The organism is Bradyrhizobium sp. USDA 372 (assembly GCF_053629095.1).
The window spans coordinates 3,764,262-3,787,799 of record NZ_JBRJHR010000001.1 but is presented as its reverse complement, the minus strand read 5'-3'; the positions used below and the strand labels follow the sequence as shown (position 1 = coordinate 3,787,799).

Genomic DNA, 23,538 nt, shown 5'->3' with positions numbered 1-23,538 from the left:
CGTCACACTCGCTGTCGTCCCGGGGCGCGCGCAGCGCGAGCTATGATGCGCAATTGCGCATCTGAGGACCCATAACCACAGGCAGCAATCTTGCGAAGACTCGGAGTTACCTGCTTTGCCCAACACGTCGCCCCGTGGTTACGGATTCTCAGATGCGCAATTGCGCATCATAGCTCGCGCTGCGCGCGCCTCGGAATGACGGGCGAGATGGAATCGGGTACTCTCCCCGCCATGGACAACACCGCCCGCATCACCCTCGTGCCGCCGCCGGATCGCCGCCAGTCGGAGACGGCGCTCGCCATCGCGCGCGGCACCGCGCGTCTGCTGCGCTCGCTCGGCTTCTCCTGCATCAGCGAATTGCCGCTGCCGTCCGGCCGGCGCGCCGATCTCGTCGCGCTGAACGAGCGCGGTGAGATCTGGATCGTCGAGATCAAGTCGTCGGTCGAGGATTTGCGCGCCGACCAGAAATGGCACGAATACCGCGCTCATTGCGACCGGCTGTTCTTCGCCTTCACGCAGGATCTGCCGTGCGAGATTTTTCCTGAAGACACCGGCCTGATCATCGCCGACGCTTACGGCGCGCACCTGCATTGCGAGGCGCCCGAGCACAAGCTCGCCGCCGCCACGCGCAAGCAGATGACGGTGCGGTTCGCGATGGCGGCGGCCTTGCGGATCAACCGCCTGGTCGATCCGCAGGGCCACGCGGATTTTTGGGAATAGAGGACGGTCTCGTGTCCCGGACGCGCTGCAGCGTGAAACGCTGCTGCGCTGAGCCGGGACCCACAAAGCGGCAATGTACGATGAGTTATGGGCCCCGGCTCTGCAGCGCATCACTTCGTGCTGCGCTGCGTCCGGGGCATGAGATACCGTAGGACCTCCTACCCTTGGTCAAGGGGAACGTCCTTATAGGGCAATATGGTAGCGCCGTGCTCGATGCAGTCCAGGACGCTGCGCGCCGGCTTTGCCGGTGCCTTCGGCATCCTGGACAGCATCTGCGGGCGGCGCTCTGGCGCTCGGCAGGTCGGGACGAAGGAATGGTCGCCCGGCCGAACAAAGGAATGGGGCTCACCCGTTCGCGGAGTTCTTTGTGCCGTTATGGTCCGCATCGTATGGGGTCTGTCGCTTGAGCGTCGTGCACAGGGCAAAAAGCAAGCGATCTCCCACGCTGCGCAGAGCCCGCGCGTGACCGTGTCCTTTTCTGCGCAAGGCATCATACCGTCGCCTGCTGGCAGCGTCGTGTTGGATGGCGACACGCGACCAGTGATGGACGGCGCTCTGTAGCCGCCTGTTGCAGGCGAGGCGGCGGATCACGAAGCGTTGTTTGCCGCTTTGCCGCGTCACCGGCGCAGCCCCTGCCAAGGCGCGCAGAGCATGGTAATCTCGTCTGCGCAGGGGCTCTGCGGCCTCGGCGAGCAGTGTGGCGAGATTGATCCTGCCGATTCCTGGCCAGGAGCGTAGGATCGTCACGTCGCACTGCTCCGAGCTCTGCCCCGACGGCTTCTCCTCTCCTTCGAACTCGGCACATAGCCGGTCCAGGTTCTGATGAGCCTCTTTGATCTGCCGATTGACCAGGTGCAGACGTGCCGCCAGGCTGCGGATGTGAGCGCAGGCTGCCTCCGTCGTGCCGGGGGCTACGAACAGCGGTGCCTCGCGCAAAGTCCCGAGCACCGTCGCCGCATTGAGACGGCGGATACGATAGTCCCTGAGAACACCTGCGATGGCCTTCTCGCTGGCCTTGACCGCACTGGCGGGGGTCGGCACCTTCTGCCAAAGCGCCAGGAACCATTCGTCGGCGACATCGTCGGTCAACTTGGTGGCCTGGGGATAATATCGCCACAACTGCTGACGCAAGCGGTTGGCAAGCCGCGTGCGTTCCTGCTGCAGTTCGTCCGCCAGGCGCGACCACTCCCGTAGCTCAATCATCGCCGCATCGTCTGCCACAAGCCGACGGAAAGCAGCACGGTCAGTGCGCAGCGAGGCGCCGAGCACATGAGCATCGCGGCGGTCGTCCTTGGCACCGGCCACCGTGAAGCGATCGCGGAAGCGATCCAGTTGCTTGGGATTGATGGCAAACACCGCAAACCCGTGCTCGAGCAGCATCTCCACCACCGGGCCGTGCGGCATCTCGATCGCCACGGCGATCTGTCCCGGTGCGGCCTTGGTCTTCTCCAGCAGCCAGTCACGCAACTCCGTCAGCCCGGCGCCGCCATGGTCGAACTCGTGCTGCGCAACCTGTCTTCCCGCGGCATCCAGCAGGCAAACGCTATGGCTCCGCGTTGCCCAGTCGATCCCGACGAACCAGCGTACATCTTCGATCATTGTTGAGACCTCCTTGCTCGCAAGGCGGGCCACCACGATCCTGATCAGTCCCTGTACCGGCGCTCTTGGCGCGACCTCCTACCGGATCTCGATCGCGGTCGCTCCGCCGGGGCGCGGTTCCTACGTCGGTGCTCGAGGCACAGGTGGACAAGGCTGCTCCCGGCGGATCGGCCCGGACGGCCAGTCTACATCCGAAGGCCGCCACGAACCCCACAAGGGTACAGGGTGGGCAAAGCGAAGCGTGCCCACCATTCAAACCGATGAGGATAGAAGCAGAACGGTGGGCACGGCGCTGCGCGCCTTTGCCCACCCTTGTATTAGCGCGCCGGGTTAGGATGGCCCCGTTCCGTGAGGAATGGCCCAGCCCGGGTGGCCGCCCGAGCTGGGCCGCCGATCGATCGGATCGATGCCCACCGAAGCCTTGAAGGGCTGCGTTTCGTAGCAAGATCGCGGTCGGCACTTCATCGGGACCCGCATGGTTGAACGAACTTCAGGTTCGCATTCACAAGGGAGGGTCGAGGAAGATGGCCAAGCGTATCACGATCTGTGCCGGGATCGATACCGGCAAACATAAGCTCGACGTGGCGGTCGACGGCAGCTCGGAGCAATGGCAGGTCGACAACACGGTAGAAGGCCACCAGGCGCTGGTGGAGTGGCTGAAGCGCCGCAAGGTCAAGCGGATAGGGATCGAGGCCAGTGGAGGCTACGAGCAGGCGGTGGTCGCCGAGCTGCGGCGCAAGCGGTTCGTCGTCATCCTGTTTCAGCCGAAGCAGGTCTGTGCCTATGCCACGTTCCATCAGCTGCTGGCCAAGAACGACAAGATCGACGCGGCGCTGATCGCGATGTGCACTGCTGCGGTCAAGACGATCCATCCCGCTCCGGATCCGCGCCTGCAGCCCTTTGCCGAGCATCTGACGATGATCGACCAGATCACGGAGGACATCGCAAGACTGAAGAACCGGCTCGAGAGTTGCCGCGACACGCGGATTCAAGGGATTTGGAAGGCGCAGATCGCGCTCCTGGCCAAGTCCAAACGAGCCGAACTCAAAGCGCTGCTGGCGGCGATCCGCCAGCACCCTGATCTGGCCGCACGGCTCGATCTGATCTATAGCGTCGCCGGCTGCGGCCTGCCGACCGCCGTTGCCGTCCTGGTCAGGATGCCCGAGGTCGGCAACATCACGCGCGGGCCCGCTGCAGCTCTCGGCGGGCTGGCGCCTTATGACGACGACAGCGGCAATCACGCCGGCGCCCGTCACATCGAGGGTGGCCGCGAACGCCTGCGCCGGGCGCTCTACAACGCGGCTCTCGCGGCATCCTTCCGCTGGAATCCGCAGCTCAAGGCTCTGTACGCCCGCCTGATCGCAGCCGGCAAACGCCACAAATGCGCGCGCATCGCCTGCGCCAGAAAGCTGCTCGTCACCATCAACGCCGTCGTCGCCCGCGGAACTCCCTGGGTGGCCGAGGTGCCTCAACGCGCCAAGCTGCCCGCCGTCTGACCGCGTTTCTTTGTTCGATCAGGCGACCGTTTCTTCGTCCCGACCTGCCGCCACAACGACGCCGCGCGCAGCGGCCGTCAAGGCTGGCCGTCGCTCTGCTCTCGCCTCACACCCGCTGCTGAAAGGCCACGCCTTGACGGTCGCAAGCGCGGCGTCATGCTCAAGGCAATCGGGCGCCGCTTTAATGGTTGCTACGACACCTTTACCTCGGCGCGCGCTTGGCCAGGATCCGCTGCAGCGTACGCCGGTGCATGTTGAGCCGGCGCGCCGTTTCCGAGACGTTGCGGTTGCACATCTCGTAGATGCGCTGGATGTGCTCCCAGCGGACGCGGTCGGCCGACATCGGGTTGGCCGGCAGCTCGGATTTCTCGGTGTTGGTCGACAGCAGCGCGGCGACGACGTCGTCGGCATCCGCCGGTTTGGAGAGATAATCGATCGCGCCCATCTTCACCGCGGTCACCGCGGTGGCGATGTTGCCATAGCCGGTCAGCACGATGGCGCGTGCATCCGGGCGCTTCTTCTTCAGCGCCGAGACCACGTCGAGGCCGTTGCCGTCGCCGAGCCGCAGATCCACCACCGCGAAGGCCGGCGCCGATTTGCCGATCTGCGCAAGGCCATCCGACACCGTGTCGCATGACGTTACGGCGAAGCCCCGAGTTTCCATGGCGCGCGACAGCCGCTCCAGAAACGGCTTGTCGTCTTCCACGATGAGAAGCGAGCGGTCGGTCTGTTCGTTCAGTTCGGCAATGGCGTTCAAGGTTGTGTCCTCTCTCCAGCGCATTGACATATGGCGTCGCAATGGCGCGGTGCCAAGGCGGCAAATGGTCGACCCGGCCCGTTGTGCGACGCAAGGTCGCGGCTATCCTATTGTTTCTTCGAGCGTCTCGATAGCCTCAAAACGCTGTCTCGGCCATGTGATCTGCACCACCGCACCATGGTCCGGAAAGATCCGGTTGGTAAACGAGACCTTGGCGCCGGTGCGCTCCAGCAAGGTGCGCGCGATGAACACGCCGAGGCCGAGGCCGCGCCGTTCGCCGCCGCCGTCGTCCTGGGGGCGCCGCCGCGACAGATAGGGCTCGCCGATCCGGTTGAGGATATCGGGCGGAATGCCGGGTCCGTCGTCGGAGATCAAGAGCTCGATATGGTCATTGTTCCACCAGGCATTCACCTCGACCGTGGTGCGGGCGAAATCGACCGCGTTCTCGACGATGTTGCCGATGCCGTAGAGGATCGCGGGATTGCGTGAGCCGACCGGCTCGGCCGCCGCGGCCACCGCGATCCGCACCTTGATCTCGACGCCGAAATCGCGGTGCGGCGCCACCACCTCCTCGATCAGCTCCGACAGCTTCATGTGGTCGAACGGCGCGCCGGTGGAGGAGAGCTGGGTGATCTTGCTGAGGATGTCGCGGCAGCGCTGGGTCTGCTCGCGCAAGGTCTTCAGGTCGGCGGCGATGCTTGCGTCCTTCACCGTCTTTTCCAGCTCGCGCGAGATCAGGAAGATCGTCGCGAGCGGCGTGCCGAGCTCGTGCGCGGCCGCGGCAGCAAGGCCGTCGAGCTGGGTCAGGTGCTGCTCGCGCGTCAGCACCAGCTCGGTCGCGGCCAGCGCGTCCGCGAGCTTGCGCGCCTCCTCGGTCACCTGGAACGAGTAGAGGCTGGTGACGCCGATCGCGAGCGCGATCGAGAGCCAGACGCCGACGAGATAGATCGGCGGCAGCACCAGGGGATCGTCGGAATCCCACGGCAGCGGAAAATGATAGAAGAACAGCACCGACGCGCAGGCCACGGCGAGCAGGCCGAGGCCGAAGGTGAAGCGGGCCGGCAGCGCCGTGGCCGAGATCAGCACGGGCGCGAGGAACAGGAACGAGAACGGGTTCTGCAGCCCGCCGGTGAAGAACAACAGGCCCGCCAGCTCGACGATGTTCAGCGCGAGAAGGCCGGCCGCCTGCAGCGGCTCCAGCCGCCGCATCGGATTGGCCGCGGTCTGGAGCGCGAGGTTGAGCGCCGCCGACAGCGCGATGATGCTGACGCAGGGGACGATCTCGACGTTGAACTCCAGCCCCTGGGCCACGATGAAGATCGCCGCGAGCTGGCCCAGCACCGCGAGCCAGCGCAGCCGCAGGATCGTGTCCAGCCGGATATGCCGCTGCGCGTGGCGGAAGTCGGAATCGGCAATTTCGGTCATATCGGCCAATGTAGCGGCGCCTTCCAAGGTCACGAACGCTGGGCTTGCGGAACCGCCCGCGGAGGAGCCCTTACATCAAGCCTTGCGCTCGCCGATGCAATAGCAGAAGAACGGCCAGCATGACCGAGAATGGCAAGGCTTCAAGTCGGCCGACTGTCGCGGATCGAAATTCGTCCGCGGCAATTGCGGTCGAGCACCTCGTCAAGGTCTACAAGCAGACCCGCGCCGTCGACGACATCTCCTTTTCGCTGCCGCGCGGCAGCATCACGGGGCTTCTCGGCGGCAATGGCGCCGGCAAGACCACGACCATCGCGATGATCATGGGCCTGGTGTTGCCGACCTCCGGCCGCGTGCAGGTGCTCGGTCATGAGATGCCCGACGAGAGCGCGTCCGTGCTGGGACGGATGAATTTCGAGAGCCCCTATGTCGACATGCCGATGCGGCTCACGGTGCGGCAGAACCTCACCGTGTTCGGCAAGCTCTATGCCGTGAAGAACCTCACTGAGCGCATTACCAGGCTCGCCGCCGATCTCGACCTCGGCGATTTCATCGACCGCGCCAACGGCAAGCTCTCCGCCGGGCAGAAGACCCGGGTTGCGCTGGCGAAGGCGCTGATCAACCAGCCCGAGCTGCTGCTCCTGGATGAGCCGACCGCCTCGCTCGACCCCGATACCGCCGACTGGGTGCGGGCGCATCTGGAGCAGTACCGCCGGGACAACAACGCCACCATTCTCCTCGCCTCGCACAACATGCTCGAGGTCGAGCGGCTCTGCGACCGCGTCATCATCATGAAGCGCGGCCGCATCGAGGACGACGATACGCCCGAGGCGATCATGGCCCGCTACAACCGCACCACGCTGGAGGAGGTGTTTCTGGACGTCGCCCGCGGCCGGGCAAACGGCGCGAAGGAGGCGGTGCGATGAGGGATAGCACGGGCACGGGCGCTCCTTTCGTCATTGCGAGCGCAGCGAAGCAATCCAGGATCGTTCCGCGTCGGCAGTCTGGATTGCTTCGTCGCAAGGGCTCCTTGCAATGACGGCGTACCTCGCCCGCGGCATCTCCGTCCATCGCATCGGCGCGATGATCCTGCGCTATTGGTATCTGCTGCTGTCGTCCTGGCCGCGGCTGCTCGAGCTGCTCTATTGGCCGGCGCTGCAGGTCATCACCTGGGGCTTTCTCCAATATTACATCGCCGAGAACGCCAACTTCTTCGCGCGCGCCGGCGGTACGCTGATCGGCGCCGTCATCCTCTGGGACATCCTGTTCCGCGGCCAGCTCGGCTTCTCCATCTCCTTCCTGGAGGAGATGTGGGCGCGCAACATCGGCAATCTCATGATGAGCCCGCTGCGGCCGATCGAGTTTCTGCTGTCGCTGATGGTCATGAGCCTGATCCGGCTTGCGATCGGGATCATTCCGATGACGCTGCTGGCGCTGTTCCTGTTTCACTTCAACGTCTATGCCCTTGGCCTGCCGTTGATCGCGTTCTTCTGCAATCTGATCTTCACGAGCTGGTCGGTCGGCATCTTCGTCTCGGGCCTGGTGCTGCGAAACGGCCTCGGCGCCGAGAGCATCGTCTGGACCTTGATGTTCGCGATCCTGCCGCTCGCCTGCGTCTACTATCCCGTCAGCGTGTTGCCGGCCTGGCTGCAATACGTCGCCTGGGCGCTGCCGCCGACCTATGCCTTCGAGGGAATGCGCGCGCTCTTGATCGAGCAAACCTTTAGGAGCGATCTGATGCTGGAGGCGTTGCTCATCAACGCCGTCCTTTTGGTTGCATCTTTTGGGGCATTCCTTGCCCTTTTGCGCAGCGCAAAGCGGCACGGCTCGCTGCTGTCCAGCGGTGAATAACGTCACTTTCCCGTGGATTCAGGCTGATTTAGCCGTTCCGGGCACGTAGATGTACGGAACGATGCATTGACGCAATATTGCGCATTCGGCAGTATGCTGCGATGCGAAGAGGATTATAATATGCCTATTGGTGAGTTTGGCGGCGCGCCGCCCCTGGCGGCAGAAGGCAGTCCGGTCCTGACGACGCCGATGTACTGGATGTATGAGATGGCTCACGCCTCTCTCAATCCGGCTCGTGCGGTCACCGACGCGACCAAGCTGCTGTTTCAGAATCCCCTCAATCCCTGGTCGCGCACCGAGGTCGGCAAGTCGGTCGCCGCGGCCTGCGAATTGTTCGAGCGCACCACGCGCCGCTACGGCAAGCCGGAATGGGGCCTCAACGACACCGAGGTCAACGGCATCCGCGTCCCCGTCGAGATCCGCTCGGTCTGGGAAAAGCCGTTCTGCAAGCTGCTCTACTTCGATCGCAAGTTCGCCCGTCCGCTGCGCAGCCCGCAGCCGCGCGTGCTGATCGTGGCGCCGATGTCCGGCCATTATGCGACGCTGCTGCGCGGCACGGTCGAGGCCTTCCTGCCGGCGCATGAGGTCTACATCACCGATTGGGCCGATGCCCGCATGGTGCCCTTGAGCGATGGCCGCTTCGATCTCGACGACTACATCGACTATGTCATCGAGATGCTGCATGTGCTCGGCGGCAACACGCATGTGATGGCGGTGTGCCAGCCCTCAGTGCCCGTCGTCGCGGCGGTCTCGATCATGGAAGCGCGGCGCGATCCGTTCGTGCCGACCTCGATGACGCTGATGGGCGGCCCGATCGACACCCGCCGCAATCCGACCGCGGTGAACAACCTCGCCCAGGAGCGCGGTATCGACTGGTTCCGCAACCACGTCATCACCAAGGTGCCGTTTCCGCATCCGGGCATGATGCGCGACGTCTATCCGGGATTCTTGCAGCTCAACGGCTTCATCAGCATGAATCTCGACCGGCACATGGATGCCCACAAGCAGCTGTTTGCCCATCTGGTGAAGGGCGACGGCGACCTCGTCGACAAGCATCGCGACTTCTACGACGAATATCTCGCGGTGATGGATCTGCCGGCCGAGTATTACCTGCAGACCGTCGACACCGTGTTCGTGAAGCACTCGCTGCCCAAGGGCGAGATGACCCATCGCGGAACCCGCGTCGATCCTTCCAAGGTCAAGCGCGTCGCGTTGATGACGGTCGAAGGCGAGAACGACGACATCTCCGGTCTCGGTCAGACCGAAGCGACGCACACATTGTGCAGCGCGATTCCCGATCATCGCCGCGTTCATTACGTCCAGAAGGGCGTCGGACATTACGGCGTGTTCAACGGATCGCGATTCAAGTCGGAGATCGTGCCGCGGATTCACGACTTCATGGTTTCGGCTGCGAATCCTGCTTCGTTGCAGGCGCTCGCGGCCGAATAATCCTGAATTTCGGCTTTCCCGTCGAAATTTCGGCCCCTGCCAAGGCCTTCGGCAGGGGCAAGTTCCCGCCAGATTCGCGGTATTTGGGTAGCTTTATAGGAGTGAGTCTACCCTCACCCCTTGGGGGTGTCGCATGCGTCCAGCGGGGGCGAAAAAAGCCGGTTCCAACCCCAGTCTGTAGGGTCTCCCGGACGCCGGACCGCTGTATATTGGGCAAATGATTTGTTTTTGCGCCGAGCGCTTTCCCTGGCGGCGGTTATGGCAGAATCCGGGCGCTCTCCTGCCCCCCGGACTGACAGACATGGCCACTCGCGCACTCCTCTATCGTCGGCCCCACGAACCAAAGACCCTTGTCATCACCCACGGATCGCAATTTTTTGCGATTCGGCTGCGTCGGCACCGCCGCGCGCGCCGCTACACGCTCAGAATTCATCCGAGCGACCGCGAAGCCATCCTCACCATGCCGCCGCGCGGCACGCTCGCCGAAGCAAAAGACTTCGCACAGCGTCACGGTGCGTGGATCGCCGCGCGTCTCGGCCGCTTGCCGAAGGCCGCGCCGTTCCAGCCGGGCACGGTGATACCGCTGCGCGGCACGGCGCATCGCATCGTTCATCGCGCCGGTCAGCGCGGCACGGTGTGGACCGAGATGCGCGACAGCGGTGAGCGCATTCTCTGCGTCGCCGGCGGCCTCGAGCATGTCGATCGCCGCGTCAGCGATTTCCTCAAGCGCGAGGCGCGCCGCGACCTGCAGCGCTCGGCGGAAGCCTACGCCGCCGAGCTCGGCGTCAGGGTCAAGCGGCTCTCGATCCGCGATCAGTCCAGCCGCTGGGGCTCCTGCACCTCGGCGGGCTCGCTGTCGTTCTCCTGGCGCCTGATCCTCGCCCCGCCCTTCGTGCTCGACTACCTCGCCGCGCACGAGGTCGCCCATCTCGTCGAGATGAACCATTCGGCGCGGTTCTGGCGCGTCTGCGGCAAGGTCTGCCCGTCGATGGAGCGCGCCAAGAAGTGGCTCGACACCTACGGCAACGATCTGCACCGGTACGGGGTCGAGGATTAGTTCACGCTGTCTCCACATCGTCATTGCGAGCGAAGCGAAGCAATCCAGCCTCTTTCCGCGGAGGGATTCTGGATTGCTTCGCTGCGCTCGCAATGACGGAGGATGACGCGACATCCCGCGTCTCGCTCGATTCTCGCCACGTTTGGCGACGTTTGCGTCGTTTGCCTGACGAACCCCTCCGCGTCAAACGCTTAGCGCGATCCACCGCGCATCACCCCGGCAACCGAGTTCTACTGTGCATGGGGTTGTTTTCGCAGTTTTTGTTGTGAGGCGCCGAAGGGCCTCAGCCTGCGGCTACCGATTCCCGCCAAACAGCCGATCCATCAGCCAGCCATCGAGCCCGGCGGCTGCCTCGGGCCGCACATTGGCGCGCGTCGGAGGCGGCGGGCGATAGCCGCCGGCGTTCGCTTGCGGCGGAGCCGCCGGGGTCGGCGGCGACACCTGCGAGGCCGCCTGCGCGAGGTTCGACAGGCCCCAGCCGCTAGGCGAGCTCGGCAAGGCTGCCACCGGCACGCCCTCGAGCGCGGTCTTCATGAAGCGCGACCAGACTTCCACCGGCAGGCCGCCGCCGGTCGCCTTCTTGGTCGGCGAGTTGTCGTCGTTGCCGAGCCAGACGCCGGTGACGAGGCTCGCGGTGTAGCCGATGAACCAGGCGTCGCGGTAATCCTGGCTGGTGCCGGTCTTGCCGGCCGCCGGCCAGCCCGGGATCTCCGCCTTCTTGGCGGTGCCCGATATCAGCGTCTCCCGCATCATCGCATTCATCATACCGACATAGCGGGGGTCGATGACCTGGTTACGTTCCTCCGGCTGGCGCATGTAGAGCAGCTTGCCGCTGAGCGTCCTGATCCGCGTCACAACATGCGGCGCCACCGCGAGGCCGCCATTGGCGAACGGCGCGTAGGCGCCGACCAGCTCGACGACTGAGACCTCCGACGTGCCGAGCGCGATCGAGGCGTTGGGCTCGAGCTTGGAGGAGATGCCGAGCCGGTGCGCGGTGCGCACCACGTTCTTCGGCCCGACCTCGAGGCCGAGGCGGATGGCGACCGTGTTGAGCGACATCGCCAGCGCCTGCGTCAGCGTCACCGCGCCGAAATATTCATGGGTGTAGTTCTCAGGTCTCCAGCCCTTGACCTCGATCGGCGCATCCTGGCGCATCGTATCGGGCGTCAGCCCCTGCTCGAGCGCGGTGAGGTACACGAACGGCTTGAACGAGGAGCCCGGCTGGCGCCTGGCGGTGACCGCGCGGTTGTACTGGCTGTCGGAATAGTTCCGACCGCCCACCATGGCGCGCACGGCGCCATCGGGCGTCATCGCCACCAGCGCGCCCTGGCTGACGTTGAACTTCACGCTCTTGGCCGCGAGCTCGTCGATGATGGCGGCTTCGGCGACGCTCTGCAGCTTCGGATCGATCGTGGTCTCGACCTTGATGCTCTCGTCGATCTGGCCGACCAGATCGTCCAGCACCTCGCCGATCCAGTCCGCGACGTAGTTCACCGTGCCGGCGCCCGCCGGCCTCACGTTGTAGGAGGGATGGCCGATCGAGGCCTTCGCCTGCGCGTCGGTGATGAACTTTGCATCCGCCATCGCTGCGAGCACGAGCTGCGCCCGCGCTTCGGCGCCTTCGGGGTTGCGGTTCGGGGCAAGGCGCGAGGGCGACTTGACGAGGCCGGCCAGCATCGCGGCCTCCGCGACCGTCACGTTCTTCGCCGACTTGCCGAAATATTTCTGCGCCGCCGCCTCGACGCCGTAGGCGCCGGAGCCGAAATAGACGCGGTTGAGATAGAGCTCCAGGATCTCGTCCTTGGAGTGCTTGCGCTCCAGCCAGATCGCGAGCTCCACCTCCTGCAGCTTGCGCTGCAGGGTGCGCTCCTGGGTCAGGAACAGGTTTTTCGCGAGCTGCTGCGTCAAGGTCGAGCCGCCCTGTGACACGCCGCGATGGAGGACGTTGGTGACCAGCGCGCGCAGGATGCCGACCGGGTCGATGCCGAAATGCGAATAGAAGCGGCGGTCCTCGATGGCGATGAACGCCTTCGGCAAATACGGCGGCAGATCCTTCAGCGCGACATTGGCGCCGGCCATCTCGCCGCGCTGCGCCAGCATGCTGCCGTCGATGCCGACGATCTGGATCGTCGGTGGGCGCTTGGGGATTTCCAGCGACTGGATCGGCGGCAAATGGGCGCCGACATAGATCACGACGCCGATCACGGCGATGACGCCCCACAGGCTCAGCACCGCGCCCCAATAGACCAGGCGGCCGAGGCCGGCACCGAAGCGCGACTTCGATCGCCGCTTGGCGCCGCCGCGGCCGGCTGGCGCTTTGCGCTCGCGCGGCGGCTCGTCGCCGGCATCCTCGCTCTTGCGCTTGGCGGATGGTTTGGCAGATTTCTTCGGCTTGTCGTCGCCGCCGGGAACGCGGTCCGCAGCGGTCAGGCGCAGATCGGCGAGCGCCGCGGGCAAGCCGAACAGCGGCTCCTTCCGCGCACCCTTTTTCTTTCCCCACGCCATACGCCAAACGCCCGGTCAGCCCGCCCCGCCGAAACGCTAGCGGCCGCTGTTTAAGGCCGGGTTACCCCGGCGTTAACGCGCGATTAGGAGATGCGGCATTCGCCGGCCGCAGTTCCGCTTCCGGGGCGGCAAGGCTAGGATCGCCGGCTCCAATAAGAAGAGGGAGCGCCATGGGCCATATCGATCCGACCAAGGAGATCTTCGCGCAATTCCGGGAGAACGATCGCCCGGGCCCGATCCACATGCTCAACCTGGTCCGCCTGCGCAAAGAGGCTGCCTATCCTGACGGACGCAAGGCCAGCGGCGCGGAAGCCTATGCGGCCTACGGCCGCGAAAGCGGCCCGGTGTTCGAACGTCTCGGCGGCCGCATCGTCTGGCAGGGCAAATTCGAGCTGATGCTGATCGGCCCGCAGGAGGAACGCTGGGACCATTGCTTCATCGCCGAATATCCGAGCGTCGCCGCCTTCGTCGAGATGATCCGCGACCCCGTCTATCGCGAGGCGGTGAAGCACCGCCAGGCCGCGGTCGAGGATTCGCGTCTGATCCGGCACGCCGTGCTGCCGGTCGGGAAGAATTTTGGGGAGATACCGACCTGAACGCCAAGTAGGAAGCTCTCTCGATCGTCATGGCCGGGCTTGACCCGGCCATCCACGGCTTCCTTGACGACCCGAGAACGTGGATGCCCGGGACAGCCCGGGCATGACGTCGTTGAGGCAGGCGCGTCCTCTCTTCGCCTAGCCGGACGGGCCCGTGTCCTCGATGATCGGTCCGAACAGCTCCCAGCGTTCGCCGTTGAACTTCATCATCTGCATCTGCTTGTTGACGCGATAGTCGTTCGCGCCGGTGTTGATCTTGATGCCGGGCAGCCCCAGGCTCGGTACGAAGCCCTTGATGCTGGCGGCCTGCTTCATGACGTTCTCGCGCGTCAGATCGTCACCGCATTGCTTCAAGACCTGCACCAGCAGCTCGGCGACCGAATAGGCGTAGGTGTTGACGGTGTTGAGCTTGTCGCCTTCCGGGAAATACTTGTCCATGAAGGCGAAGAAGGCCTTCACGCCCGGATCGTCCTTCCACTGGGGATCGCCCGGATCCTTGCCGTAGTTGGTCGAGATGATGCCCTTGGAGATGTCGAGGCCGGCCGGCTTCAGCGTCGCCGACACCGGGCTCGCGTTGATGTCGAGGATGTGCACGGGTGTCCAGCCGAGGTCGGCGAGCTTCTTGATCGCCTGCGCCGCGAATTTCGGCGTCGAGGCGTCATAGAACAGGTCGACGCCCATCGACTTCAGCTTGACCACCTGCGAGTCGACGGTCGGGTCGGTCACCTCATAGGAGACCTCGCCGACGATCATGCTGGCGGCCTTGTCGCCGAGGCCGCTCTTGAGGCCGGCGAGATAGTCGCGGCCCATGTCGTCGTTCTGGTAGAGCACGCCGATCTTGGCGTTGGGATGATTGGCGAGAATGTATTTTGCGTAGATCCGTCCCTCCGACACGTAGTTCGGATTGTAAGCCATGGTCCAGGGATAGTTCTGCGGATCGTTGAAGCGGGCGGCGCCGGTCGAGGCGAGCAGCTGCGGCACCTTCTTGCCGTTGAGGTATTTCTGCACGGCGGCGTTCGCGGCTGTGCCGATCAGCTGGAAGGTGAAGAGCACCTCGTCGCCTTCGACGAGCTTGCGCACCTGCTCCACGGTCTTCGGCGGCGAATAGGCGTCGTCATACTGGATCAGGTTGATCTTGCGGCCGTTGATGCCGCCCTGATCGTTGATCATCTTGAAATACGCGGCCTGGGTCTTGCCGATATTGGCATAGACGGAATAGGCGCCGGAGAACGGCACGGTCTGGCCTATCTTGATCTCGGTGTCGCTAGCGCCGGTGTCGTATTTCTTCTGGGCGAGCGCCTGGCTGGTCGAGACGGCGACGGCGAACGCCGCCGTGGCCGCTATGAAGGCTCTGCGATTGTTCATGTTGGTTAGTTCCTCCTGACGGAATTTTAGGCCGATGGTCTTTCTCCGTTGATTGCAACGGTCGCCATCGCTGCTGAAGATTGTGGAGGAAGCTTCGCCGCAGTGCAAGGATCGCGGCGCTGCGCCGTAGCGTCTCAGGCGAGAAACATTGCAACCAGCGCGATGGCCGCCGGCAACGCCTGCACCATCAGGATCCGCGTGCTGACGGTCGCCGCGCCATAGGCGCCGGCCACCATCACGCAGAGCAGGAAGAACGCCTTGATCTGGAACGCGAAGGCCGGGTTGCCGTGGACGAGGCCCCAGATCAGGCCGGCAGCGAGAAAGCCATTATAGAGGCCCTGATTGGCGGCCAGCACCTTGGTGATCTCGGCCTTCTCGGGCGAATTCCGAAACACCTTCAGGCCCAGCGGCTTGTCCCAGAGAAACATCTCTAGCGCCAGGAAGAAGACGTGCAGCGCGGCGACCAGCGCCACCAGGACATTGGCGATCAGGATCAAGGTGAGCTCCCCCAAAAGCATCAGCTTTCGGGTGGACGTTAGCACGGCCACCATGGCAAGTGCGATCGATGTGTTTCGACCGCCTGGTGCTGCATGCCCATCCGATCAACCAAGCTCCCTGAACGCTTCGGCCTCGATCGCCTGGCGACGCCGATCGGGACCGCGCTGCTGGTCACCGATGCCGAGGGCAAGCTGCGGGCGCTCGATTGGCATGATTACGAGCATCGGATGCGCGAGCTGTTGCGTCTGCATTACGGGACGGTCGATCTCAGCGATCGGCCGGCGCCGGCAGAGATGCGCACCGCGCTCTCGCGTTATTTCGAAGGCGAGCTCGGCCAGCTCTCCGGCATCGCCTGGCGCACCGCCGGCACGCCGTTTCAGCAGAAGGTCTGGACCGCGCTGGCGCAAATTCCCGCCGGCACCACGCTGAGCTACGGCGCACTCGCCGCAACCATCGGCATGCCCAACGCGATTCGCGCCGTCGGCCACGCCAACGGCTCCAACCCGATCAGCGTGGTGCTGCCTTGTCACCGCCTGATCGGTGCGGACGGCTCGCTGGTGAAGTACGGCGGCGGCCTCGCGCGCAAGCGCTGGCTGCTGCGGCACGAGGGTGTGGAGGTTTGAAGACGCAACGCGCCAACCCCTCCACTCGTCATTCCGGGGCGCGCGAAGCGCGAACCCGGAATCCATTCACCGGCACTGTCGGTTGCTTGATGGATTCCGGGTTCGCCGCTGCGCGGCGCCCCGGAATGACGAGTGGAGAGAATCCCCCGATCGCTCGTCACGCCGCGGGCTGCACCGCCTTGTCGCCGGCCATCACATGGGTCAGCGCGCTCTTGATCGCGGCCTGGCGCGTCGGCGCATTGATCTGCGCGCCCAGGAGGTCGGTGACGTAGAACACGTCGCGCGCGCGCTCGCCGAAGGTCGCGACATGGGCCGAGGCGATGTTGAGGTTGAGCTTGGAGATCGCTGTGGTCAGCTCGTAGAGCAGGCCGGGCCGGTCGAGCCCGGAGACCTCGATCACGGTGTAGCGATCTGACCATTGGTTGTTGATGGTCACTTCCGGCTCGATCACGAACGGCTTTGCCTTGCTGCGCACGGTGCGCCGCGCCACCACTTCGGGCAGGCGCAGCTTGCCCTCCAGCACGTCCTCGATCATCTCGCCGATGCGCGTGGCGCGCCGTCCCTCGTCTTCGTCGCGGTCGTATTCGCGCGAGATCGAGATGGTGTCGAGCGCACGGCCGTCGGTCGTGGTGTAGATCTGGGCGTCGACGATGTTGGCGCCGGCCGAGGCGCAGGCACCCGCAATGATCGACAGCAGCCAGGGATGGTCGGCGGCGAAGATCGTCAGCTCGGTGACGCCGCGCACCTCGTCGAAACCGACATTGATCGCGAGCTTGTGGCCGGCCTGCTCGCTGGAACGCACGAAGCGGGCGTGCCGGATCTTGCGCGGCAGCTCGACCTTGAGCCAGTAGGCCGGATAGTGCCGGCCGATATAGGCATCGAGCTCGTCCTTCGGCCATTCGGCGAAGGCCATGCGGAACTCGGTGTGCGCAACGGCGAGGCGCTTGCCGCGGTCGACTTCCGAGAAGCCGCCGGTCAGCACCGGCTCGGTCTCGTAGTACAGCGAGCGCAGGAGCTGCGCCTTCCAGCCGTTCCACACGCCCGGCCCGACGCCGCGGATGTCGGCGGTGGTCAGGATGGTCAGGAGCTTCATCTGCTCCACCGACTGCACCACGGCAGCGAAATTCTCGATGGTCTTGCGATCGGAGAGGTCGCGCGACTGCGCGACCGTGGACATAGTCAGGTGCTCCTCGATCAGCCAGGCCACGAGCTCGGTGTCGGCCGGGCTGAAGCCGAGCCGCGGGCAGAGCCGCCGCGCCACCTTGGCGCCGGCGATGGAGTGGTCCTCGGGCCGGCCCTTGGCGACGTCGTGCAGCAGCGTTGCGATGTAGATCACCGCGCGGTGCTCGGGCCGGATCTTGCGGAACAGGTCGCTCGCCAGCGCGAACTCCTCGATGCCGCCGCGCTCGATGTCCTGCAGGAAGCCGATGCAGCGGATCAGGTGCTCGTCGACGGTGTAGTGATGATACATGTTGAACTGCATCATCGAGACGATCTTGCCGAAGGCGCGAATGAAGTGGCCGAGCACGCCGGTCTCGTTCATCCGCCGCAGCACGATCTCGGCATTGTCGGAGGTCAGGATCTCCATGAACAGTCGGTTGGCTTCGGGATTTTCGCGCAAGCCTGCGTTGATCAGGCCGAGCGAGCGCGTCACGTCGCGCATCGCGTCCGGGTGGAAGGCGAGATTGTTCTTCTGCGCGAGGCGGAAGATGCGGATCAGATTGACCGGGTCGTGCTTGAACACGTCGGGCGCGGCGACGTTGATGCGGTTGTTGTCGACGATGAAGTCGTCGCTGTCGGGGACGCGCCGCTTCACCGCGGTCGGTCGCAGCCGCGCCATCACCCGGCTCAGCACCGGCGCGGGCTTGGCCTGCTGGTCCTCGAGCTTGGCGCAGAGGATGGCGGTGAGGTTGCCGACTTCCTTGGCGACCAGGAAGTAGTGCTTCATGAAGCGCTCGACGTCCTGCATGCCCGGATGCGAGGTGTAGCCGAGACGTATCGCGATCTCGCGCTGGAGATCGAAGGACAGGCGCTCCTCGGCGCGGCCAGAGTAGAAGTGCAGATTGCAGCGCACCGACCAGAGGAAGTCGGCGCAGCGGCGGAAGGTGCGATATTCCTGCGCGTCGAACACGCCGCGCCCGACCAGCTCGCGGGTATCGCGCACGCGGTAGACGTATTTGGCGATCCAGAACAGCGTGTGCAGGTCGCGCAAGGCCCCCTTGCCGTCCTTGACGTTCGGCTCGACCAGATAGCGCGACTGGCCGCCGCGGCGATGGCGCTCCTCGCGCTCGGCGAGCTTTGCGGTGACGAATTCGGACGCGGTGCCCTGCACCACCTCCTTGTCGAAGCGCTCGACCAGCTCGTCGTAGAGCGGCTTGTCGCCGGTGAGGAAGCGCGTCTCCAGGATCGCGGTGCGGATCGTCATGTCGCCGCGCGCCTGCCGGATCGATTCGTCGACCGAGCGCGTGGCGTGACCGACCTTCAGTCCCATGTCCCAGAGGCAATAGAGGATGGCTTCGGCGACCTGCTCGCCCCAGGCGGTCTGCTTGTAGGGCAGGATGAAGAGCAGATCGATGTCCGATTCCGGCGCCATCAGGCCGCGGCCGTAGCCTCCGGTCGCCACCACCGCCATGCGCTCGGCACCGCTCGGGATCGGCGAGCGGTAGAGATGGCGCGTCGCGGCCGAATACAGGATGCGGATGATCTCGTCCTGCACGTGGCACAGCCGCTCGGCGCAGCGGCGGCCGTGGCGGTCCTTCAGCAGGATCGCCTGGGTGGCGGCGCGCGCCGCGATCAGCTCGGCCTTGAGCAATTGCGCCATCGCCGTGCGGAACGCGTCCTCGCGCCCCTCGTGCTTCTCGGCGAGCGCATCGACCGCGGCGGTGATCCGCGCGGTATCGAAGCGATCGTCCACCTCGGCCTTCTCAGTCGCGACGCTGTCCATGTCTCACCGGATATAAGAGGTGACAGGCGCTGTCACCCGCCATTCTCTGGCAATAGCCGTTCCATGCTGGAAAGCTGCGGCTTCGGGCAAATCTGTTCTCGGCCGGCGCGCTTTCGGAGGGCGGATTTTCTCGTTGACCTCTAGATATAACTCATTGAAAAACAATGAAGTTTTCAGGAGGCTGAGCATGGCTGGGATTGCACGAATTATTGTTATGGCGGGAGCTTTGGCGCTCGCATTGACCCAAGCGGCGAAGGCTGCGGACCCGCTCAAGGAGATCCGCATCGACTGGGCGACCTACAATCCGGTGTCGCTGGTGCTGAAGCAGAAGGGGCTCCTGGAGAAGGAGTTCGCCAAGGACGGTATCACCGTCACCTGGGTGCAGTCGGCCGGCTCCAACAAGGCGCTCGAATTCCTCAACGCCGGCTCGATCGATTTCGGCTCGACCGCGGGCTCGGCGGCGCTGGTCGCCCGCATCAACGGCAACCCGATCAAGTCGATCTACGTCTATTCGCGCCCGGAATGGACCGCGCTGGTGACCGGCAAGGAGTCCAAGATCGCCGGCGTTGCCGACCTCAAGGGCAAGCGCGTTGCGGTCACGCGCGGCACCGACCCGCACATCTTCCTGGTGCGCGCACTGCTCGGTGCGGGCCTCACCGAGAAGGACATCACGCCGGTGCTGCTCCAGCACGCCGACGGCAAGACCGCGCTGATCCGCGGCGACGTCGATGCCTGGGCCGGCCTCGATCCGATGATGGCGCAGGCCGAGGTCGAGGAGGGCGCCAAGCTGTTCTATCGCAAGGCCGACGCCAACACCTGGGGCATCCTCAATGTGCGCGAGCAGTTCCTGAAGGATCATCCCGACATCGCGCGCCGCGTCCTCGCGGTTTACGAGGAGGCGCGCAAATATTCGCTGGCGAATTACGACGAGCTGAAGAAGACCTTCATCGCGGTGACGAAGCTGCCCGAGGCCGTGGTCGACAAGCAGCTCAAGGAGCGCACCGAGCTCACCCACAGCCGCATCGGCGCGCCGCAGCGCGAGTCGATCCTCGCCGCAGGCCTTGCGCTCCAGCAGGCCAGCGTCGTCGATGCCAAGGTCGACGTCAAGGCGACGCTGGATGCATTGATCGACGACCAGGTTCCGCTGCCAACGAATTAGTTCGCAGGGAAGAGGCAAGCGCGCGCAATAGAGACCGCCGTCGTCCCGGGGCGCGAAGCGAGCCCGGGACGACAGGCGAGGGCGCGGCGATAGTCCTGTTGCATTCCACAACCAGACGCGCTTCCTACCGGCCATGATCTCCGACGCGCCAGTCCTGCAGCAAACCCCTGATACAGCCGAGAGCGCGCCTGTGCCCTCACGGCTGTCGCGTTACGCGCGGCCGCTGCTGGGAGTGGTGCTGCCGCTGACGCTCGCGTTGGGCTGGGAGCTCGTGGTGTGGCTCGGCTGGTCCAACGGGCGCCTGGTGCCCCCGCCTTCGCGCGTGTTTGCTACCATTACCGAGCTCGCCCGTTCCGGCGAGCTGGTCCGCCACATCGGCGCGACGCTGTGGCGCGTCTCGCTCGGCTTCGCCTTCGGCGTGGTCGCGGGCACGCTGTTAGGTGCCATCTCCGGTTACTGGTCGATGGCGCGCCGGCTGCTCGATCCGACGGTGCAGGCGTTGCGCGCGATTCCCTCGCTCGCCTGGGTACCGCTGTTCATCCTCTGGCTCGGCATCTTCGAGACCTCGAAGATCGCGCTGATCGCGGTCGGCGTGTTCTTCCCGGTCTATCTCGGCGTCATGGGCGCCATCCTCTCGGTCGATCGCAAGATCGTCGAGGTCGGCCGCACCTTTCGCCTGTCGGGACCCGCAATGATCCGCCGCATCCTGCTGCCGGCGGTGCTGCCGGCCTATGTCGTGTCCTTGCGCGTCGGTCTTGGCCTCGGCTGGATGTTCGTGGTCGCAGCCGAATTGATCGGCGCCTCCGAAGGGCTCGGCTATCTCCTGCTCGACGGCCAGCAGCTCGGCAAGCCCGCGCAGATCCTGGCCGCCATCGTCATCTTCGCCATCCTCGGCAAGCTCACCGACTGGCTGATCGAGCTTGCCGCCGCACCGTTCCTGCGCTGGCAGGACGCCTTCGGGCGGGCAAAGGGAGCTTGAGGCGATGCTGGCGCTCGACCGGGTCAGCAAGACCTATCCCAACGGCGTCGAGGCGCTGGCGCGCTTCTCGGCCGAGATCAGGCAAGGCGAGATCATCGCCATTATCGGCGGCTCCGGCTGCGGCAAATCGACATTGCTGCGCGCCATCGCCGGCCTCGATCGCGCCAGCTCCGGCACGGTGACGCTCGACGACGAGGCGATCGGCTCGCCGCATGCCAAGATCGGCATCATCTTCCAGGAGCCGCGGCTGCTGCCCTGGCTCAGCGTCGCCGACAATATCGGCTTCGGCCTTGCCGGCCTGCCCGCGGCCGAGCGGCACGAGATGGTCGCGCGTGCGCTCGCCCGCGTCGGCCTCGCTGACAAGGCGCAGGCCTGGCCGCGCGAGCTGTCGGGCGGACAGGCGCAGCGCGTCGCGATCGCCCGCGCGCTGGTGCCGCAGCCGGAGGTGCTGCTGCTCGACGAGCCGTTTTCCGCGCTCGATGCCTTCACCCGCAGGGATTTGCAGGACCATCTGCTCGACCTCTGGGCCGATACGCGGCCGACCTTGATCCTCGTCACGCATGACGTCGACGAGGCCGTGGTGCTGGCCGATCGCGTGCTGGTGATGCGGCCGCGGCCGGGGCGGCTGTTCGATCAGATCGAGATCAATCTCGGTCGGCCGCGCGACCGCAATTCGCCGCTGTTCGAGAATTTCAAGCGCAGTGTGCTGACGTCACTCGACCGGTCGCTCGACCGCAACGTTCCCGACCGCGACGCAACCCAGGGTCCCGGTCAGGCCATGTGGTGGTGACAATCTCGCCGCGAGCCGGTACATCGGCAGGCATCATACCCCGGGAGAGAACAAGATGGACGCCGCAGAGCTGCGCCTGATGCAGGCCCCGATCAAGGAGCGCTACAAGACCGATCCCAAGGCCGCGCTCATCACGCTGACGGCCAAGGGTTCCACCGACAGCGAAGGCATCGCCTGCAAGGTCGAGACCGGCCGCGCCATCGCGATGGCTGGTCTGCATCCCGCCACCGGCGGCTCCGGCCTCGAGCTCTGCTCCGGCGACATGCTGCTCGAAGCCCTGGTCGCCTGTGCCGGCGTCACGCTGAAATCGGTCGCGACCGCAATCGAGGTGCCCTTGAAGACCGGCAACGTCTATGCCGAGGGCGATCTGGACTTCCGCGGCACGCTCGGCGTCGACAAGGAGACGCCGGTCGGCTTCGCCGAGATCCGCCTGCGCTTCGAGGTCGACACGTCAGCGCCGCAGGACAAGCTCGATCTCTTGCTCAAGCTCACCGAGCGCTATTGCGTGGTCTACCAGACCATCAAGAACGGCCCGAAGGTTTCGGTGTCGATGCAGCGGATGTGAGGGCGCAGGTCGTCATCCCACCAATTGGCGTCGTCCCGGGGCGCGCCGCTTCGCGCGCCCCGGAATGACGGACTGAATAACTTCGCTTTCTGTCCGGATCAGCGCGCCGCTTGCCCGGCACAAAAAAATGTCCCTCGACCTCCACTTCCTCCTCTTTCTCTTCCTGCGCATGGCGATCGCGGCGGCGTTCGTGGTGACGGCGTCGATCATCACCGAACGCTCGGGGCCGGTGATCGGCGCGCTGATCGCGACCCTGCCGGTGTCGGCGGGGCCGTCCTACGTCTTTCTTGCGATCGACCACGACGCCGCTTTCATCGCGCAGGGCGCGCTGGCGAGCCTGCCGGTCAATGCGGCGACGATCTTCATGTGCCTCACTTACGTTGCGCTGTCGCAGCGGCACACTCTCGTGGTGAGTTGCGGAAGCGCTTTCGCGGTGTGGATCGGGATGGCCTCGATCATCCGCCATTTCGACTGGACGCTCACGGCCGGGCTTGCCGCCAATCTGATCGCATTCGGCATCTGCATTCCACTGCTCGCGCGCTATCGCCATGTGAAGATGCCGCTGGTGATGCGCCGCTGGTACGACGTGCCGATGCGCGCTGCGCTGGTTGCGACCCTTGTCGCCATCGTGGTGTCGACTTCGAGCTGGGTCGGACCGCGCATCAGCGGCATCATCGCACTCTTCCCCGTGGTGTTCTCCAGCATGATGGTGATCCTGCATCCGCGCATCGGCGGACCGCCGACCGCCGCCGTGCTCGCCAACTCCGCCTGGGGCCTGCTCGGATTTGGCATGGCCATCGCCGTCCTGCACGTTGCAGTCGTGTGGTTCGGTTCCGCAGTCGGCTTGTGCGTCGCACTCGGGACCTGCGTGGCCTGGAATCTGACGCTGTGGTGGCGTGGACGCAGAAGGCTGCGCATCGAAACGTAAGCTTGGTACGGGACCTTTGCGGTGTTCAGCCGGTAGTTCTGCGGTGTTCGACTGCGCGTTTCCGATAACGTCGTTAATTTAATCTTTGTGTCTTGACCCTACGCTCGCTCGTCAGCTGTCGAGACGACCTCGTTCGATAACGGGCTAGAGTTCCATCAGTACGAAAGTCGCAAACCACGAGCCGAAAACTTCGAGCGCAAGCGCGGCGCTGTGCGCGCCATGCCTAATGATTTCT

The 23,538-nt window shown here is 65.1% G+C and carries 20 protein-coding genes; 13 read left to right on the top strand and 7 right to left on the bottom strand.

The genetic code is table 11. The annotated features are described in order from the left end of the window. Positions 1–231: 231 nt before the first annotated feature. Complete coding sequence (locus AB7M16_RS17910; protein WP_172788010.1) at positions 232–720, top strand: MmcB family DNA repair protein; 489 nt, start codon at positions 232–234, stop codon at positions 718–720. A 345-nt stretch (positions 721–1,065) separates the two neighbouring features. On the opposite strand, the gene AB7M16_RS17905 is transcribed toward AB7M16_RS17910, so the two are convergent. Then, on the bottom strand, positions 1,066–2,319 hold the full coding sequence (locus AB7M16_RS17905; RefSeq protein ID WP_172789764.1) for an IS110 family RNA-guided transposase: 1,254 nt from the start codon (positions 2,317–2,319) through the stop codon (positions 1,066–1,068). 524 nt (positions 2,320–2,843) lie between these two features. Between AB7M16_RS17905 and AB7M16_RS17900 the strand changes: the two genes are divergently transcribed. Next, positions 2,844–3,815, top strand: a complete 972-nt coding sequence (locus tag AB7M16_RS17900; RefSeq protein WP_453944235.1) for an IS110 family transposase — start codon at positions 2,844–2,846, stop codon at positions 3,813–3,815. A 202-nt stretch (positions 3,816–4,017) separates the two neighbouring features. On the opposite strand, the gene AB7M16_RS17895 is transcribed toward AB7M16_RS17900, so the two are convergent. After that, a complete protein-coding gene (locus AB7M16_RS17895; RefSeq protein WP_271505019.1) occupies positions 4,018–4,572 on the bottom strand; it encodes an ActR/PrrA/RegA family redox response regulator transcription factor in 555 nt (184 codons plus the stop codon). 102 nt (positions 4,573–4,674) lie between these two features. Further along, a complete protein-coding gene (locus AB7M16_RS17890; RefSeq protein ID WP_453947220.1) occupies positions 4,675–5,997 on the bottom strand; it encodes an ActS/PrrB/RegB family redox-sensitive histidine kinase in 1,323 nt (440 codons plus the stop codon). 119 nt (positions 5,998–6,116) lie between these two features. Here AB7M16_RS17890 and AB7M16_RS17885 point away from each other — a divergent pair, with 119 nt between their 5' ends. The 4 genes from AB7M16_RS17885 (at position 6,117) to AB7M16_RS17870 (ending at position 10,351) form a co-directional block, all read left to right on the top strand. Continuing rightward, complete coding sequence (locus AB7M16_RS17885; RefSeq protein ID WP_172787918.1) at positions 6,117–6,920, top strand: ABC transporter ATP-binding protein; 804 nt, start codon at positions 6,117–6,119, stop codon at positions 6,918–6,920. Positions 6,921–7,029: 109 nt separating this feature from the next. Next, a complete protein-coding gene (locus AB7M16_RS17880) occupies positions 7,030–7,845 on the top strand; it encodes an ABC transporter permease (RefSeq protein WP_453944680.1) in 816 nt (271 codons plus the stop codon). A 120-nt stretch (positions 7,846–7,965) separates the two neighbouring features. Continuing rightward, positions 7,966–9,294, top strand: coding sequence for a polyhydroxyalkanoate depolymerase (locus AB7M16_RS17875; protein WP_172787916.1), 1,329 nt, complete (start codon positions 7,966–7,968; stop codon positions 9,292–9,294). 217 nt (positions 9,295–9,511) lie between these two features. After that, complete coding sequence (locus AB7M16_RS17870; protein ID WP_172787915.1) at positions 9,512–10,351, top strand: M48 family metallopeptidase; 840 nt, start codon at positions 9,512–9,514, stop codon at positions 10,349–10,351. A 294-nt stretch (positions 10,352–10,645) separates the two neighbouring features. Here AB7M16_RS17870 and AB7M16_RS17865 read toward each other — a convergent pair whose 3' ends face one another. Further along, positions 10,646–12,856 (bottom strand): transglycosylase domain-containing protein, encoded by a 2,211-nt coding sequence (locus tag AB7M16_RS17865; protein WP_453944679.1) that lies wholly within the window; start codon positions 12,854–12,856, stop codon positions 10,646–10,648. Positions 12,857–13,026: 170 nt separating this feature from the next. On the opposite strand from AB7M16_RS17865, the gene AB7M16_RS17860 reads away from it, so the two are divergent. Next, positions 13,027–13,452 (top strand): DUF1330 domain-containing protein, encoded by a 426-nt coding sequence (locus AB7M16_RS17860; RefSeq protein WP_025033272.1) that lies wholly within the window; start codon positions 13,027–13,029, stop codon positions 13,450–13,452. A gap of 138 nt (positions 13,453–13,590) precedes the next feature. On the opposite strand, the gene AB7M16_RS17855 is transcribed toward AB7M16_RS17860, so the two are convergent. After that, positions 13,591–14,817 carry an ABC transporter substrate-binding protein gene (locus tag AB7M16_RS17855; RefSeq protein ID WP_172787912.1) on the bottom strand — a complete coding sequence of 409 codons (1,227 nt, stop codon included), beginning with the start codon at positions 14,815–14,817 and terminating at the stop codon, positions 13,591–13,593. 134 nt (positions 14,818–14,951) lie between these two features. After that, positions 14,952–15,335: a DUF1304 domain-containing protein gene (locus AB7M16_RS17850; protein WP_453944678.1), complete on the bottom strand. Its 384-nt coding sequence runs from the start codon at positions 15,333–15,335 to the stop codon at positions 14,952–14,954. Between the two features lie 72 nt (positions 15,336–15,407). Between AB7M16_RS17850 and AB7M16_RS17845 the strand changes: the two genes are divergently transcribed. After that, the gene (locus tag AB7M16_RS17845; RefSeq protein ID WP_212255793.1) at positions 15,408–15,938 is read left to right on the top strand and encodes a methylated-DNA--[protein]-cysteine S-methyltransferase; all 531 of its coding nucleotides are present in this window, start codon (positions 15,408–15,410) and stop codon (positions 15,936–15,938) included. A gap of 157 nt (positions 15,939–16,095) precedes the next feature. Here AB7M16_RS17845 and AB7M16_RS17840 read toward each other — a convergent pair whose 3' ends face one another. Continuing rightward, a complete protein-coding gene (locus AB7M16_RS17840) occupies positions 16,096–18,882 on the bottom strand; it encodes a [protein-PII] uridylyltransferase (protein ID WP_453944677.1) in 2,787 nt (928 codons plus the stop codon). Positions 18,883–19,069: 187 nt separating this feature from the next. Here AB7M16_RS17840 and AB7M16_RS17835 point away from each other — a divergent pair, with 187 nt between their 5' ends. From AB7M16_RS17835 to AB7M16_RS17815, 5 genes are all read left to right on the top strand, one after another. Next, on the top strand, positions 19,070–20,041 hold the full coding sequence (locus AB7M16_RS17835; protein WP_453944676.1) for an aliphatic sulfonate ABC transporter substrate-binding protein: 972 nt from the start codon (positions 19,070–19,072) through the stop codon (positions 20,039–20,041). A 133-nt stretch (positions 20,042–20,174) separates the two neighbouring features. Beyond that, positions 20,175–21,020: an ABC transporter permease gene (locus AB7M16_RS17830; protein ID WP_453944675.1), complete on the top strand. Its 846-nt coding sequence runs from the start codon at positions 20,175–20,177 to the stop codon at positions 21,018–21,020. Between the two features lie 4 nt (positions 21,021–21,024). Continuing rightward, the gene (locus AB7M16_RS17825; RefSeq protein ID WP_172787906.1) at positions 21,025–21,810 is read left to right on the top strand and encodes an ABC transporter ATP-binding protein; all 786 of its coding nucleotides are present in this window, start codon (positions 21,025–21,027) and stop codon (positions 21,808–21,810) included. A gap of 55 nt (positions 21,811–21,865) precedes the next feature. Beyond that, complete coding sequence (locus AB7M16_RS17820; protein WP_453944674.1) at positions 21,866–22,375, top strand: OsmC family protein; 510 nt, start codon at positions 21,866–21,868, stop codon at positions 22,373–22,375. Between the two features lie 127 nt (positions 22,376–22,502). Further along, the gene (locus tag AB7M16_RS17815) at positions 22,503–23,303 is read left to right on the top strand and encodes a hypothetical protein (RefSeq protein WP_453944673.1); all 801 of its coding nucleotides are present in this window, start codon (positions 22,503–22,505) and stop codon (positions 23,301–23,303) included. The last annotated feature ends 235 nt before the right edge of the window (positions 23,304–23,538 follow it).

Bases quoted from the DNA above. Each gene is read 5' to 3' on its own strand.
- AB7M16_RS17910 (WP_172788010.1), top strand. From the start codon at position 232: ATGGACAACACCGCCCGCATCACCCTCGTGCCGCCGCCGGATCGCCGC.
- AB7M16_RS17905 (WP_172789764.1), bottom strand. From the start codon at position 2,319: ATGATCGAAGATGTACGCTGGTTCGTCGGGATCGACTGGGCAACGCGG.
- AB7M16_RS17900 (WP_453944235.1), top strand. From the start codon at position 2,844: ATGGCCAAGCGTATCACGATCTGTGCCGGGATCGATACCGGCAAACAT.
- AB7M16_RS17890 (WP_453947220.1), bottom strand. From the start codon at position 5,997: ATGACCGAAATTGCCGATTCCGACTTCCGCCACGCGCAGCGGCATATC.
- AB7M16_RS17885 (WP_172787918.1), top strand. From the start codon at position 6,117: ATGACCGAGAATGGCAAGGCTTCAAGTCGGCCGACTGTCGCGGATCGA.
- AB7M16_RS17880 (WP_453944680.1), top strand. From the start codon at position 7,030: ATGACGGCGTACCTCGCCCGCGGCATCTCCGTCCATCGCATCGGCGCG.
- AB7M16_RS17875 (WP_172787916.1), top strand. From the start codon at position 7,966: ATGCCTATTGGTGAGTTTGGCGGCGCGCCGCCCCTGGCGGCAGAAGGC.
- AB7M16_RS17870 (WP_172787915.1), top strand. From the start codon at position 9,512: ATGATTTGTTTTTGCGCCGAGCGCTTTCCCTGGCGGCGGTTATGGCAG.
- AB7M16_RS17865 (WP_453944679.1), bottom strand. From the start codon at position 12,856: ATGGCGTGGGGAAAGAAAAAGGGTGCGCGGAAGGAGCCGCTGTTCGGC.
- AB7M16_RS17860 (WP_025033272.1), top strand. From the start codon at position 13,027: ATGGGCCATATCGATCCGACCAAGGAGATCTTCGCGCAATTCCGGGAG.
- AB7M16_RS17855 (WP_172787912.1), bottom strand. From the start codon at position 14,817: ATGAACAATCGCAGAGCCTTCATAGCGGCCACGGCGGCGTTCGCCGTC.
- AB7M16_RS17850 (WP_453944678.1), bottom strand. From the start codon at position 15,335: ATGCTTTTGGGGGAGCTCACCTTGATCCTGATCGCCAATGTCCTGGTG.
- AB7M16_RS17845 (WP_212255793.1), top strand. From the start codon at position 15,408: ATGCCCATCCGATCAACCAAGCTCCCTGAACGCTTCGGCCTCGATCGC.
- AB7M16_RS17840 (WP_453944677.1), bottom strand. From the start codon at position 18,882: ATGGACAGCGTCGCGACTGAGAAGGCCGAGGTGGACGATCGCTTCGAT.
- AB7M16_RS17835 (WP_453944676.1), top strand. From the start codon at position 19,070: ATGGCTGGGATTGCACGAATTATTGTTATGGCGGGAGCTTTGGCGCTC.
- AB7M16_RS17830 (WP_453944675.1), top strand. From the start codon at position 20,175: ATGATCTCCGACGCGCCAGTCCTGCAGCAAACCCCTGATACAGCCGAG.
- AB7M16_RS17825 (WP_172787906.1), top strand. From the start codon at position 21,025: ATGCTGGCGCTCGACCGGGTCAGCAAGACCTATCCCAACGGCGTCGAG.
- AB7M16_RS17820 (WP_453944674.1), top strand. From the start codon at position 21,866: ATGGACGCCGCAGAGCTGCGCCTGATGCAGGCCCCGATCAAGGAGCGC.
- AB7M16_RS17815 (WP_453944673.1), top strand. From the start codon at position 22,503: ATGTCCCTCGACCTCCACTTCCTCCTCTTTCTCTTCCTGCGCATGGCG.